12 protein-coding genes and 1 pseudogene are annotated in these 12730 nt (G+C 65.3%); 9 read left to right on the forward strand and 4 right to left on the reverse strand.

Annotation, left to right across the window (positions count from 1 at the left end):
* The first annotated feature begins 44 nt into the window (after positions 1-44).
* Complete coding sequence (locus AB3X86_RS06035) at positions 45-365, forward strand: Mpo1-like protein (RefSeq protein WP_368595263.1); 321 nt, start codon at positions 45-47, stop codon at positions 363-365.
* A 34-nt stretch (positions 366-399) separates the two neighbouring features.
* Here AB3X86_RS06035 and AB3X86_RS06040 read toward each other — a convergent pair whose 3' ends face one another.
* On the reverse strand, positions 400-1710 hold the full coding sequence (locus tag AB3X86_RS06040; RefSeq protein ID WP_176108069.1) for a YihY family inner membrane protein: 1311 nt from the start codon (positions 1708-1710) through the stop codon (positions 400-402).
* A gap of 142 nt (positions 1711-1852) precedes the next feature.
* Between AB3X86_RS06040 and wrbA the strand changes: the two genes are divergently transcribed.
* The 4 genes and pseudogenes from wrbA to AB3X86_RS06060 all read left to right on the forward strand — a co-directional run bounded on the left by wrbA (position 1853) and on the right by AB3X86_RS06060 (position 5319).
* Positions 1853-2455 (forward strand): NAD(P)H:quinone oxidoreductase, encoded by a 603-nt coding sequence (wrbA, locus tag AB3X86_RS06045; protein ID WP_176124018.1) that lies wholly within the window; start codon positions 1853-1855, stop codon positions 2453-2455.
* Between the two features lie 163 nt (positions 2456-2618).
* Positions 2619-2831: pseudogene (locus AB3X86_RS06050) on the forward strand (DUF2069 domain-containing protein); the annotation flags it as partial.
* Between the two features lie 210 nt (positions 2832-3041).
* Complete coding sequence (locus AB3X86_RS06055; RefSeq protein ID WP_368595407.1) at positions 3042-4460, forward strand: FAD-binding oxidoreductase; 1419 nt, start codon at positions 3042-3044, stop codon at positions 4458-4460.
* Between the two features lie 52 nt (positions 4461-4512).
* Positions 4513-5319 carry a metallophosphoesterase gene (locus AB3X86_RS06060; RefSeq protein ID WP_176366037.1) on the forward strand — a complete coding sequence of 269 codons (807 nt, stop codon included), beginning with the start codon at positions 4513-4515 and terminating at the stop codon, positions 5317-5319.
* 19 nt (positions 5320-5338) lie between these two features.
* Here the strand turns inward: AB3X86_RS06060 and AB3X86_RS06065 are convergent, their stop codons facing one another.
* Both AB3X86_RS06065 and AB3X86_RS06070 read right to left on the reverse strand, forming a co-directional pair.
* Positions 5339-5491, reverse strand: a complete 153-nt coding sequence (locus tag AB3X86_RS06065; RefSeq protein ID WP_013089940.1) for a hypothetical protein — start codon at positions 5489-5491, stop codon at positions 5339-5341.
* Positions 5492-5689: 198 nt separating this feature from the next.
* Entirely contained in the window at positions 5690-6628 is a 939-nt protein-coding gene (locus AB3X86_RS06070; RefSeq protein ID WP_176108063.1) for a LysR family transcriptional regulator, read from the reverse strand.
* Between the two features lie 211 nt (positions 6629-6839).
* Between AB3X86_RS06070 and AB3X86_RS06075 the strand changes: the two genes are divergently transcribed.
* The 4 genes from AB3X86_RS06075 to AB3X86_RS06090 are packed head-to-tail and all read left to right on the forward strand — an operon-like array spanning position 6840 to position 11793.
* Positions 6840-8465 (forward strand): efflux transporter outer membrane subunit, encoded by a 1626-nt coding sequence (locus AB3X86_RS06075; protein ID WP_368595264.1) that lies wholly within the window; start codon positions 6840-6842, stop codon positions 8463-8465.
* An 8-nt stretch (positions 8466-8473) separates the two neighbouring features.
* Positions 8474-10690: an FUSC family protein gene (locus AB3X86_RS06080; RefSeq protein WP_368595265.1), complete on the forward strand. Its 2217-nt coding sequence runs from the start codon at positions 8474-8476 to the stop codon at positions 10688-10690.
* Complete coding sequence (locus tag AB3X86_RS06085) at positions 10680-10880, forward strand: DUF1656 domain-containing protein (protein WP_013089944.1); 201 nt, start codon at positions 10680-10682, stop codon at positions 10878-10880. Before AB3X86_RS06080 ends, AB3X86_RS06085 begins: the two co-directional genes overlap by 11 nt.
* A 13-nt stretch (positions 10881-10893) precedes the next feature.
* Complete coding sequence (locus AB3X86_RS06090) at positions 10894-11793, forward strand: efflux RND transporter periplasmic adaptor subunit (protein WP_368595266.1); 900 nt, start codon at positions 10894-10896, stop codon at positions 11791-11793.
* A 113-nt stretch (positions 11794-11906) separates the two neighbouring features.
* Here AB3X86_RS06090 and AB3X86_RS06095 read toward each other — a convergent pair whose 3' ends face one another.
* Complete coding sequence (locus AB3X86_RS06095) at positions 11907-12728, reverse strand: ankyrin repeat domain-containing protein (protein WP_368595267.1); 822 nt, start codon at positions 12726-12728, stop codon at positions 11907-11909.
* Positions 12729-12730: the final 2 nt, after the last annotated feature.

A 12730-nucleotide genomic window follows, 5' to 3' on the forward strand; every position in this document is an offset into this window, starting at 1 on the left:
CGGAAAATGATTGAAGCTGTCTTTTTCAGCCTCCGGAGGCCGTTATGGCTCATACAGCACATACCGATCACTTCGCGAGCTTCGCGGAGTTTTATCCGTACTACCTGAGCGAGCATCGCAACATCGCGTCGCGGCGGCTGCATTTCGTTGGCTCGCTCGGAGTAATTGGCTTTCTCGCGATGGCGCTCGCCACCGGCAACTGGGTATGGCTGCCGGCGGCCGTCGTGTGCGGCTATGGCTTCGCGTGGGCCGGCCATTTCTTCTTCGAAAAGAACAAGCCGGCCACGTTCCGTCATCCGCTTTACAGCCTGATGGGCGACTGGGTGATGTTCAAGGACATCTGCGTGGGGAAGATTTCGTTGTAGTTTTACCAACGCGGCTCGAAGTCGAGCCGCCCTGTCACGCCGCCTGGTGCGGCATCGAAGCCGCCGCGCGCTCGTTTCCGGGTCGCGCTGCCCTTGCCGCCGCGCGCGAGGCAAGGAGCGCGGCGAGCGTCACCTTCAGCTGGTCGTTGTCGAGCGCGGCGAGCAGCATACCGCCGTCAACCCGCGTGGAGTCGAGTTCGAGCTGATACGTAAGCTCCGCGCGGTCGATCACGAACAGGTCGTACAGCCGCTGCACGGTCACCTGCGCCGGGTTCGCGAGCAGCACGTAGTGCGGGCCGGTATGGTCCTCCTCCAGCCGCGCGATCCATTCGATCTCCTCGAGACGCTGCAACAGCATCAGCGTCGTATCCTTGTCGCGGCGAAGCATGCGCGCAAGCTCGGGCATCGTGTAGCCACGTCTGCCGCCCTCACGCGCTTCGCACAGCCGCGCGAGCAATTCGAGCGAATCGAACAGATTGCTGCCATAGAACACCGGGCGGTGAAACTGACCGATGCGGATCGCCGGCAACGCCGATGCGATCATCGCTCCGGTCAGCGTGATGAACCAGCAGAGATACATCCACACCAGGAACAGCGGCACCGCGGCGAACGCGCCGTACACCGCCGTATATGTTGGAATACGGCGCACGTAGTAGCCGAAACCGCGCTTGGCGAGCTCGAACGCGACCGCGGCGATCACGCCGCCGACCACCGCGTCGCGCCATTCGACACGGCAGTTCGGCAAATAAACGTAAAGAATCGTGAACGCGAGCATCGTGAACGGCAGCGTGGCGCTCGCGAGCGCCCATTCGATCAGCGGTGTGATGCGCTGCGCGGCGCTAAACGACATCGATTGCGTGAACAGGTACGACGAGATGGACAGGCTCACGCCGATCAGGATCGGACCGAGCGTGATGATCGCCCAGTACACGAGGATGCGCTGCGCGACGGGCCGCGCCTTGCGCACGCGCCAGATCACGTTGAACGCGGACTCGACGGTCATCATCGTCATCACCGCGGTGACGAACAGGATGATCATGCCGATCGTGGTCAGCCCTTTGGCCTTCGACGCGAACTGGTTCAGATATTTGAAGATCTGATCGTTCAGTTGCGCGGGCATCAGATGATCGGCGAGAAAAAACTGCAGCGACGCCTGGAACGAGCTGAAGATCGGAAACGCGGTGAACAGCGCAAACGCGACGGTGGCGAGCGGCACGAGCGCGAGCATCGTGGTGAACGTCAGGCTGCCCGCGACCTGCGGAATCCGGTCCTCGCCGATGCGTTGCGCGGCGAATTGCGCGAGCCGTTTGAGCGTGTCGAGATCGAAACGCACCCTAACCAACAAACCTGCCTCCTTGCTTGCTGAACCGTCAGAACGGGACTGCGGGAACCCCTTGCGGCGTTTGGCCGAACCTGCTGGCCGAACGGCTATGAATGGCCTGTGCAACGGACCGAACCCCTATAATACCCGTTCAATGATGAGGCCTATGAAAGACATTCTCGTGCTCTATTACAGCCGTCACGGCGCCACGCGCGAGCTCGCGCTGGCGATCGCGCACGGCGTCGACAGCGTCCCCGGCATGCAGGCGCGCGTGCGCACCGTACCGGCGGTTTCCACGGTCTGCGAGGCGAGCGAGCCGGACATCCCCGCCGAAGGACCACCATACGTCGAGCTGCGTGACCTCGAAGAATGCGCGGGCCTCGCGCTCGGCTCACCGACCCGCTTCGGCAACATGGCGGCCGCGCTCAAATACTTTCTCGACGGCACCACGCCGCAGTGGCTATCCGGCGCGCTGTCGGGCAAGCCGGCCTGCGTGTTCACGTCGACCGGCAGCCTGCACGGCGGCCAGGAATCCACGCTGCTGTCGATGATGCTGCCACTGCTTCATCACGGCATGCTGATCGTCGGCATTCCGTACACGGAGAGCACGCTGACCACCACGCAAACCGGCGGTACGCCGTACGGCGCGTCGCATTTCGCGCGCGCGGGCACGGCCGGCCAGGGCATCTCCGCCGACGAACGGACGCTGGCCATTGCGCTGGGTGCGCGCGTTGCGCGCACGGCGGCGTCGATGTCCGAACGGCCGTGAGCGCGCAGCCGTGAACGACCCGCATCCGCAACCAACCGAACGCGACGACGTCCGTCGGGACGCCAGCGGCGCGGAATTCGCAAGCACGTCGGCAGCCGCAACCGTTGTACCCGCGCAGCCCAAAGCCGCCGCCGCGCTCGTCGCCGCTTTCACACTGGTCGCGATGATCGTGCTGGCAGTCGCATGGGAATGGTGGCTCGCGCCATTGCGGCCCGGCGGCTCGCTGCTCGTGCTGAAGGCGTTGCCGTTGCTCTCCGCGTTGCCCGGCGTGTGGCGACGTCGGCTCTATACGATGCAATGGGCGCCGATGCTGATCTTGCTGTATTTCGCCGAAGGCGTCGTGCGCGGCTGGAGCGATCATGGCTTGGGCGCGCGGCTCGGCTGGCTGCAAGCGGCGCTCGCCGTGGTCTTCTTCGCCTGCGCGCTCGCGTATGTCGGGCCGTTCAAGCGCGCGGCGAAACGAGCCGCGAAGCAGGCTGCAAAGCAAGCCGCGAAGCAAGCCGCAAAGCAGGCTGCAAAGCAAACCACCGGCGAACCAACTCCGCCCCCCCTGACGTCCAAGCTTCAAAACCGTCAACCGATCCACATGAACCACACCGCTTTTCTCGCCGCCTGCCGCGACGCCATCGGCGCGGCTCACGTCCTGACCGATCCGCACGACACCGCTCCCTTTCTGACCGACTGGCGCCGCCGCTACACCGGCGCGGCCTGCGCGGTGCTGTGCCCGGCCACGTCCGCGCAAGCCGCCGCGCTCGTCAGGCTCGCGGTCGAACATCGCGTCGCGCTGGTGCCGCAGGGCGGCAACACCGGCCTCGCAGGCGGCGCGACACCTGACGCCAGCGGCGCGCAGGTGGTCATCAGCCTGCGCCGCCTGAATCGCGTGCGCGACATCGATCCGCACAACAACACGATCACCGTCGAAGCCGGCGTGATCCTCGCCGACGTGCAGAAGCACGCCGAAGCGGCCGGGCGTCTGTTTGCGCTGAGCCTCGCCGCCGAAGGCAGCTGCACGATCGGCGGCAATCTGTCGACCAACGCGGGCGGCACCGGCGTGCTGCGCTATGGCACCACGCGCGAGCTGTGCCTCGGCCTCGAAGTGGTGACGCCGCAAGGCGAACTGTGGGACGGCCTGCGCGGGCTGCGCAAGGACAACACCGGCTACGATCTGCGCGACCTGTTCATCGGCGCGGAAGGCACGCTCGGCCTGATCACCGCGGCGGTGATGAAGCTGCATCCGCAGCCGGCCGCGCGCGTGACCGCGCTCGCCGCGCTCGCATCGCCGCATGCGGCGCTCGATTTTCTCGCGCTCACGCAACGCGTCGCCGGGCCGCTCCTGACCGGCTTCGAACTGATGTCGGATTTCTGCCTGCGCCTCGTTGGCCGGCATTTCGAACAGATGCGCTATCCGTTCGCCGAACCGCATGCGCAAATCGTGCTGCTCGAACTTTCGGACAGCGAAAGCGAAGAGCACGCGCGCAGGCTGTTCGAGGGGCTGATGGAAACCGCGCTCGAACAGGGTCTCGTCGAAGACGCCGTGGTCGCGGAAAACCTCGCGCAGTCGCGCGCGTTCTGGAATCTGCGCGAGCACATTCCGCTCGCGCAGGCCGAGGAAGGCCTGAACATCAAGCACGACATCGCGGTGCCGATCTCACGCATCGGCCACTTCATCGAAGCGACCGATGTCGCGATCGCGCAAGCCGCGCCGGGCGCGCGCATGGTCACGTTCGGCCATCTCGGCGACGGCAATCTGCACTACAACGTGCAGGCGCCCGAGGGCGTCGATGCGAAGGCGTTTCTGCGCCAGTACCAGAGCCCGATCAACCGGATCGTCTACGACAGCGTGAATGCGCACCGCGGCAGCATCAGCGCGGAACACGGACTTGGCCAGCTGAAGATCGACGAAGCCGCGCACTACAAACAGGACGTCGAGGTGCGGATGATGCGCGCGATCAAGCAGGCGCTCGATCCGCTGAACCTGATGAATCCGGGCAAGGTGCTACGCTAATGTTTGAAGCCACCGCGATCCGGCGCGGCGGCGTTTCGCAGGAGTCGCGTCCGTGAAGATTCGCGTGCTGTCCGATCTGCATCTGGAAAACGACGAGCCTGAGCTGATCCCGCATGCGCAGGCGGATCTGGTCGTGCTGGCGGGCGACATTCACAACCACGCGGCCGGCCCGCGCTGGGCCGCGCAGGCGTTCGACGACACGGTGCCGGTCGTCTACGTACCGGGCAATCACGAGTATTACGACGGCGAGTTCGGCGCGCTGGAGAGCGCGACGCTCGACGCGGCCGCACAGGTCGATAACGTGCACGTGCTGAACAACGCCACGCTCGTCGATAGCCAGGGGCGCTGGCGCGTGCTCGGCACGACGCTGTGGACCGACTTTGCGCTGTACGGCGCGACGCCCGAAGCAATCGAGGAATCGATCGTCGCCGCGCGGCGCGTCATGCTCGATTATCGCGGGCTGATCCAGATGAACTGGCCGCACGACCCGCGGGATGCCGCGCGCGACTTCACGCCGGCCGATTCGCTCGCGCTGCACCAGCATGCGCGCGCGTGGCTCGAAAGCGAGCTGACCAAACCATTCGCCGGCCAAACGATCGTGGTCACGCACCATGCGCCGCATCGGCTGAGTCTCGCCGAGCGCTTTGCCGATGACCGCGTGTCGGCGGGCTTCGTCAATCACCTGCCGGAACTCGTGCGCGCGCCTGTCGCGTTGTGGATTCACGGCCACACGCATACGTCGTTCGACTATGTGGTGGACGGCACGCGTGTGGTGTGCAATCCGCGCGGCTATTTCGACCGGCGCACGCGCGAGTGGGAAAATCCGCTGTTTGCGTGGGACAAGGTCGTCGAGATCTAGCTGGTTCTAGCGGGCCCGCTCACCGCTCTCGCCGCGGCGCATCCTGTGACTCGACTTCGACCGGCACGAGCCGCGGCTGCTGTACACGCATGCGGCGCAGCAAATCGCGCGACGCGGCGACGCCGATCAATCCGAACATGACGGCCAAGCCGATCATCAGGTGCGTATCCATGGATGTGTCGTCCTTCAGTGGTTGCGAGGTGCCGAACGGCGGCGAATCCAGCGCGTCCGGCCAGAGCGGCGACGCGTGAACGACACGTTAACAAATCGACTGCGCGGCAGAAGTAAAGAAATGTTGCGACGCGGCGCGTGTGTAACAGGCTGTCACGCCGCGCGTCCCTCGAACGTCGACGCTTGACGAGCAGACCGTTCAGGTTCGCGCGAACTGCCGCAATTCTTCCTGATCCGCCGCCAGCGTCGAGGGCAACTCGTCGCGCAGGAATTCGACCCATGTGCGGATCTTCGCATCGAGATACTGCCGCGACGGATACAGCGCATACAGATTCATCTGCTGCGACGTGTACTCGGGCAGCAGCCACACCAGTTCACCGCTGCGCAAACCACTGATCGCCGAGTAGATCGGAATCAGCGCGATGCCCATGCCTTGGGCGACAGCCACGACCATCGCCTCGGCCACGTTCACCTGGAACGTCGCCGAGCCGAGCGACACGACTTCCTCGCCGTTCGGGCCGTCGAAGGTCCATTTGTCGGGCGGGTACACCGGCGTCACCATCTGCAGGCAGGTGTGCTGCGCGAGGTCCGCGGGTGTTTGCGGCACGCCGCGCCGCTCGAGATAGGCAGGCGACGCGCACGCAATGCTGAACGCGCTACCAATGCGCTGCGACACGAGCCCCGAGTCCGGCAGGACGGTGGCGAGCGTCAGCGACACGTCGAAGCCTTCGTCGAGCAGATCCGGCATGCGCTGCGCGAGCGTCAGTTCGACATGCACGTCCGGGTAGCGCTGCTGGTAACGGCTCACGGCCGGCACCACGTAGTGCTGGCCGAAGCTCGTCATCGCGTGAACCTTCAGCTTGCCGGACGGGCGCGCGTGCGCGTCGCTCGCCTCGGCCTCCGCCTGATCCACGTACGCGAGGATCTGCTCGCAGCGCTGCAGATAACGCTCGCCCGCCTCGGTCAGCGCGATGCGGCGCGTGGTCCGGTTCAACAGCCGCGTGCGCAGATGCGCTTCCAGATCGGAAACCGCGCGCGACGCGTAGGCCGTCGTCGTATTCAGATGTTGCGCGGCGCCCGTGAAGCTGCCCGCTTCGACGACGCGGACGAATACGCGCATGTTTTGAAGCGTGTCCATACCTATCCTCTGTCGACGGGAGTTTGCGCTCTAGCCCTTGCTCCGATCCCATGCAACACAGTTGTGAAAAATCGGCAGCGATTGTTACACGATCAGCAATGGCCATTATCTCATGTCTCGTAAAAATGCCTTGCATCTTTACCGGTTATTCCGCAATTGATCGAAAAATATAATTGCGCACAGGGTTCTATAGTCAAATTTGGAGGAAATCGTGCAGTCTCCGGTACGCAAAGGGATCGCCGCAGCCTCGGTTCTTACGATCCTATTAACAATCGCCGGATGCGCAAGTACCGGGGGCGTGGCGCCGCAATCGCGCACGATCAATCCTGCATCGCTCGACGCCGGCAACGCGATTCGCGCCGCCAACGCCGACGCGCAGTGGCCCGCCGCCGACTGGTGGCGCGCCTATGACGATCCGCAGCTGAACCGGTGGATCGCGGACGCACAGGCCGGCAATCCGAGTCTCGCGGTCGCCCAGGCGCGCGTGCGCGAGGCGGCGTCGATGGCCGGTATCGCGCGCGCGGCGCTCGCGCCGCAAGTCAACGGCAGCCTGTCGATCCAGCGCGAACAATGGCCCGACAACGTGTTCTACGGGCCGGGGCCGCTCGCCGGCGAGCAGTCGTGGAACAACACCGGCACCCTCGCCCTCGCCTATCACCTCGACTTCTGGGGCAAGGACAAGAACGCCGCCGAGCGCGCGCTCGACCTCGCACACGCGAGTGCCGCCGACGCGCGCGCCGCGCAGCTTGAACTGCAAGCGAACGTCGTGCGCACCTATATCGAAATGTCGCTGAACTACGCGCTGCTCGATATCGCGAAGGCCACGCTGCAACAACAGCAGCAAATCGTCGACCTCGCGAACCGGCGCCTGAAGGGCGGCATCGGCACGCAGCTCGAAGTGAGCCAGGCCGAAACGCCGATGCCCGAGTACGAGCGCCAGATCGACGCGATCGAGGAAAAGATCGCGCTCGGCCGCAATCAGTTGGCCGCGCTCGCGGGCAAGGGTCCAGGCGCCGGCGACGCGATCCAGCGCCCGACGTTGTCGCTCGCCGCGCCCGCCGGTTTGCCGGCTGCCCTGCCCGCGGATCTGATCGGCCACCGCCCCGACGTGGTCGCGGCGCGCTGGACGGTCGCCGCACAGGCGCGCGGCATCGACGTCGCCAAGGCCGGGTTCTATCCGGACATCAACCTGCTCGCGTCGATCGGCGGCTATGCGGCGATGGGGCCGCTGTTCCAGTTCCTGAAGAGTCCGTCGCATAGCTGGAGCGTGGGCCCCGCGCTGACGCTGCCGATCTTCGACGGCGGCCGGCTGCGCTCGCAGCTCGGCGCCGCGTCGGCGGGCTACGACGAAGCGGTCGAGCGCTACAACCAGTCGATCGTCACCGCGCTGAAGGACATTTCCGACCAGGTGATCCGCATCCGTTCTCTGACCACCCAGGCCGACGACGCCGACCGCTCAGTCGCTGCCGCGCGCAGGAACTACGATCTGTCGCGCGAGGGTTTCCGGCGCGGCTTGACCGACTATCTGAACGTGCTGGTCGCGCAAAACCAGTTGCTGCGTGCGCAGGAAGGCGTCGCCAAGGTGCAGGCCGAGCGTCTTGGCGCGCATGCGTCGCTGATGACGGCGCTCGGCGGCGGTCTCGACGATCCGGCCAACGGTCCGCGGGATAACGAAACGTTGCCTGCGCATGGCAAGGGCAGCAACGAAGGCAGAAGCGGCTCGGCGGATAGCGGCGCGGCGAAGGCAAAGGCCGATCCGCATGCCAACGCCAGCACAAATGTAGTCACCACCGCCACCACCGTCTCGCGCGCCCCGAGCGCGCCCGCGTCCGAGTAACAAAGGCCATGTCCTCGTCGCCCTCCCCGTCGACCGCGCGCCCCGCGTCGTTCGCCGCATTCTACGATGCCGCCGCCCACTGGGCGCGCACCGACGGCCTCGTGTGGATGTACCTGTTCAAATCGCTCGCCGCGTGTTTCCTCGCGCTCGGCATCGCGATGAAACTCGATCTGCCGCAGCCGCGCACCGCGATGACCACCGTGTTCATCGTGATGCAGCCGCAAAGCGGCGCCGTGTTCGCGAAGAGCTTCTACCGGATCTGCGGGACGCTGGTCGGTCTGGTCGTGATGCTCGCGCTGATCGGCCTGTTCGCGCAGCAGCCGGAGCTGTTTCTGATCACGACCGCGATCTGGGTCGGCATCTGCACCGCCGGCGCCGCGCGCAATCGCAACTTCCGTTCGTACGGCTTCGTGCTGGCCGGCTACACGGCCGCGCTGATCGGCATCCCGACCTGGCAGCATCCGGATGGCGCGTTCCTCAGCGCGCTCACGCGGGTCGCCGAAGTCGTGATCGGCATCATCTGCGCGGGCGCGGTAAGCGGCCTCGTGTTTCCGCAATTCGCCGGCCAGCAGATGCGCAGCACCGTGCGCGCGCGCTTCTCGGCCTTCGTCGAATACGTGTCGGCGTCGCTGGCCGGCCGCAACGACCGCGCGCAGATCGAGGCGACCAATGCGCGCTTCGTCGCCGACATCGTCGGTTTCGAGGCGGCGCGCAGCATGGCGATGTTCGAAGGTCCCGATTCGCGGATGCGCGGCGGACGCCTCGCGCGTCTGAACAGCGAGTTCATGACCGCGTCGACGCGCTTTCACGCGCTGCATCAGCTGATGAACCGTCTGCGCAAGAACCGCACGCACGGCGCGTCGATTGCGATCGACGCGCTCGAGCCGTACTTCAAGGAGATCGCGCCGTTGCTCGCGAAGTCGGGCGAGCCGGTGCTGAGCGCGGTCGACGCCGCGCACGCCGCGGCGCAGCTCGACACCTACAGGAGCGAATTGCCGAAACGCGTGCGCGCGACGCGCGACGAGCTCGAAACGCATCCCGACGCGCCGTTGCTCGATTTCGACACGGGCGCCGAACTGCTGTACCGGTTCATCGACGACCTGCACGCGTACGCGGCGACCTACGCGTCGCTCGCGGTCGACACGCACGCGCGCGAACGCTGGATCGAGCGCTACGAACCGAAAACCAACGCGATCGCGGCCGGCGTCGCGGGCCTGCGCGCGGCCATCGTGATGCTGGTGCTCGGCGCGTTCTGGATCGCGACCGCGTGGCCGAGCGGCTCGACGCTGACACTGGACGCGGCGGCCGTGTGCGCGCTCGCGTCGTCGTCGCCGAACCCGAAGCGCACCGCGTTCCAGATGGCCGGCGGCACGGTGCTCGCGACGCTGATGGGCATGACCGCGGTGTTCGGCGTGTATCCGCACATCGACGGCTTCGTGATGCTGTGTGTCGCGCTCACGCCGTTCCTGCTGCTCGGAGTGTTCATGACCACGCGTGCGAAGCTCGCGGGCTACGGCGTCGGCTATTGCATCTTCTTCTGCTTCCTCGCCGGCCCCGACAACGTGATTCACTACGACCCGAGCTCGTTCATGAACGACGCGCTCGCGCTGGTGCTGTCGATGCTGGTGGCGTCGATCGCTTTCGCGGTGCTGCTGCCGCCGTCCACGCCGTGGCTGCGCAACCGCCTGCTCGTCGACCTGCGCCGCCAGGTGGTGCTGGCTGGCCGCGCGAGTCTTGCGCGCGTGCGCTCGCGCTTCGAGAGCGGCGCGCGCGACCTGATGTTCCAGATCAACTCGCTGTCGCAGAACGAGCCCGAAACGAAGCGCGACACGCTGCGCTGGCTGTTTTCTGTGCTGGAGGTCGGCAACGCGGTGATCGACCTGCGCCGCGAAATCGCGACGCTGCCCAACGAGGCGCGCTACCACAAGGCGGCACCTTGGCGGGTCGCACTGCGTGCGCTGCGCGATGCGCTCGCGGCGCTGTTCGAGCGGCCGCGGGAGCGGCACTTCGAACGCGCGCTCGCGGCGACTGCCGATGCGATCGCGCAAGTGCAGCAGCTGATGGCTGGCTTCACGCCATCGCGCGAAGAACGCCATCAGCTGCTGCGCATCCTCAGTCAATTGCATTTCATCCGTACCGCGCTGCTCGATCCGCAGTCGCCGCTCGCCTCGGCGATCGGCGCGCGCGCGGACACCTCAGAAGAAGGAGCTCCTCATGCCGCGTGATATCGCCGTGCTCGATGCCTATGTGCCGGCCATTCTGCTGCTGTTCATCGCGGGCGCCGCGCTGACCTGGCTACTCGATCGCGTGATCGCCTATACGGGCCTCTATCGCGTGGTGTGGCATCCCTCCCTGTTCCGGGCGAGCTTGCTGGTGTCCGTGTGCGGCCTTCTCGGCCTCGCCGTTTATCGTTGATCAGAGTCGAAACATGACCATCCGAAATCTTGTGGGCTTCATCGCGACAGCCGTCATTTTCATCGTCGCGATCCTGATTGGCCGCGTGCTGTGGGTCCATTACATGGACGAACCGTGGACGCGCGACGGCCGCGTACGCGCCGAGATCGTCAACGTTGCGCCGGACGTGTCGGGCGCGATCGTCGATCTGCCGGTCAAGGACAACCAGTTCGTGAAGAAGGGCGACCTGCTGATGCAGATCGATCCGTCGCATTATCAGATCGCGGTCGAGCAGGCGCAGGCCGCGGTTGCCGCCCGCAAGGCCGAATTGCAGATGAGGCGCGACGACGCGCAGCGGCGTGCCGACATGGATTCGCAGGTGGTGTCGAAGGAGGCCCGCGAAAACGCGACGCATACCGCGTCCGCCGCCGGTGCCGCCTATCAGCAGGCGCTCGCCGCGCTCGACGCCGCGAAGCTGAACCTCGAGCGCACGCGCGTCGTGTCGCCGGTCGATGGCTACGTGACGAACCTCTCGGTGTTCCGCGGCGACTATGCGACCGCCGGCGCCGCGAAGCTCGCGATCGTCGATAGTCATTCGTTCTGGGTGTATGGCTATTTCGAGGAAACCAAGCTGCCGCACGTGCGCATCGGCGATCAGGCCGAAGTGCGGCTGATGAGCGGCGGCACGCTGCAAGGCCATGTGGAGAGCATCTCGCGCGGCATCTACGACCGCGACAATCCGCAAAGCCACGAGTTGCTCGCGGACGTGAATCCGACTTTCAACTGGGTGCGCCTTGCGCAGCGCGTGCCGGTGCGTGTGAAGATCGACTCGGTGCCGGCCGATGTGATGCTGGCGGCGGGCACGACCTGCACGGTGGTCGTGCGGCCGGGGACGGGGTCCAACTCCCACTTCGCGTCGGCCAACGCGAGCTGACGACCGCATCGTTTTTGTAGGCGGAACTGCCTCATCGTCGCCTTCAGCCCTATCCGACTTGTCGTGCGCGAGGCGGTTAAGAACTTCTAACCTCTCGCCAGCGTGAAGCTGTGTCAAGGCAGCGGAAGCTTGCTGTCATCGAGCCGGCGCGGAGGATTGGCTCCCCAACGAGCTCGTATCTGCGCCGGTGTCTCCGGGGGCCATTTCACGCCCAACATGATGATGCGGTCCCGGATTTCGACCAGCTTCCTGTATGCCGGTGAATCAGGCGCGGAGGCGTTTCTGTTGATGTCATGAGAAAGCGCGAATGGGAACGATACGCCGTTGATGTTGTAAGTGGACGGATTCGCGCCGTGATCGAGCAGGTAGTCGATCTGGTCGAGTGCATTGTTCATTAATGCTTCAAACAGCACTGAATTACGCAACGAATCGCGCCGGTTCAGATCCGCGCCATGCTCCACCAGCAGCTTGAGTGAGCCGGATGTCGACTCCTTTGCAACATCAAAAATTATCGGGGTGCCTTCTGAAATCAAATTTGGATCAACACCGCCGTCCAGCATGGCACGCAGGAATTCCGGGTGAGAGCTGTTGAGCATGACTCCGAGTGGGTCACCAAAATCCGGCACTTCCTGCAAGGGATCGGCTCCGGCCTTCACCACCTCCGACGCAACCGCGAGCCGATGCGGGTCGCGCTGCAATGCCTCCTGGAACGCAAAAAACAGCATCGTCATGTTCTTGCGTCCGGGCGTGTTCAGATCCGTCTTCGGTGCCAGTCGCCGGACCTGCTCCATGTCGCCGCGCTCGATGGCCTGCGCCAGTTCGAGTTGCGGGCCGCTAAAGAAATCAGTGGCGGGAAATTTTTTCATTGCATGAACCACAGAAGATAGCGCCAGTAACAGCACCGGCACGATAAGGATTCGGCTGAGTGTTTTCATCG

The sequence above is a fragment of the Paraburkholderia sp. BR14374 genome (assembly GCF_040948685.1).
In the GTDB taxonomy this organism is placed as follows: Bacteria; Pseudomonadota; Gammaproteobacteria; order Burkholderiales; family Burkholderiaceae; genus Paraburkholderia; species Paraburkholderia youngii.

Excerpts from the sequence above, each read along its gene's own strand:
- AB3X86_RS06035 (WP_368595263.1), top strand. The coding sequence starts at position 45 with ATGGCTCATACAGCACATACCGATCACTTCGCGAGCTTCGCGGAGTTT.
- wrbA (WP_176124018.1), top strand. The coding sequence starts at position 1,853 with ATGAAAGACATTCTCGTGCTCTATTACAGCCGTCACGGCGCCACGCGC.
- AB3X86_RS06055 (WP_368595407.1), top strand. The coding sequence starts at position 3,042 with ATGAACCACACCGCTTTTCTCGCCGCCTGCCGCGACGCCATCGGCGCG.
- AB3X86_RS06065 (WP_013089940.1), bottom strand. The coding sequence starts at position 5,491 with ATGGATACGCACCTGATGATCGGCTTGGCCGTCATGTTCGGATTGATC.
- AB3X86_RS06070 (WP_176108063.1), bottom strand. The coding sequence starts at position 6,628 with ATGGACACGCTTCAAAACATGCGCGTATTCGTCCGCGTCGTCGAAGCG.
- AB3X86_RS06080 (WP_368595265.1), top strand. The coding sequence starts at position 8,474 with ATGTCCTCGTCGCCCTCCCCGTCGACCGCGCGCCCCGCGTCGTTCGCC.
- AB3X86_RS06085 (WP_013089944.1), top strand. The coding sequence starts at position 10,680 with ATGCCGCGTGATATCGCCGTGCTCGATGCCTATGTGCCGGCCATTCTG.
- AB3X86_RS06090 (WP_368595266.1), top strand. The coding sequence starts at position 10,894 with ATGACCATCCGAAATCTTGTGGGCTTCATCGCGACAGCCGTCATTTTC.
- AB3X86_RS06095 (WP_368595267.1), bottom strand. The coding sequence starts at position 12,728 with ATGAAAACACTCAGCCGAATCCTTATCGTGCCGGTGCTGTTACTGGCG.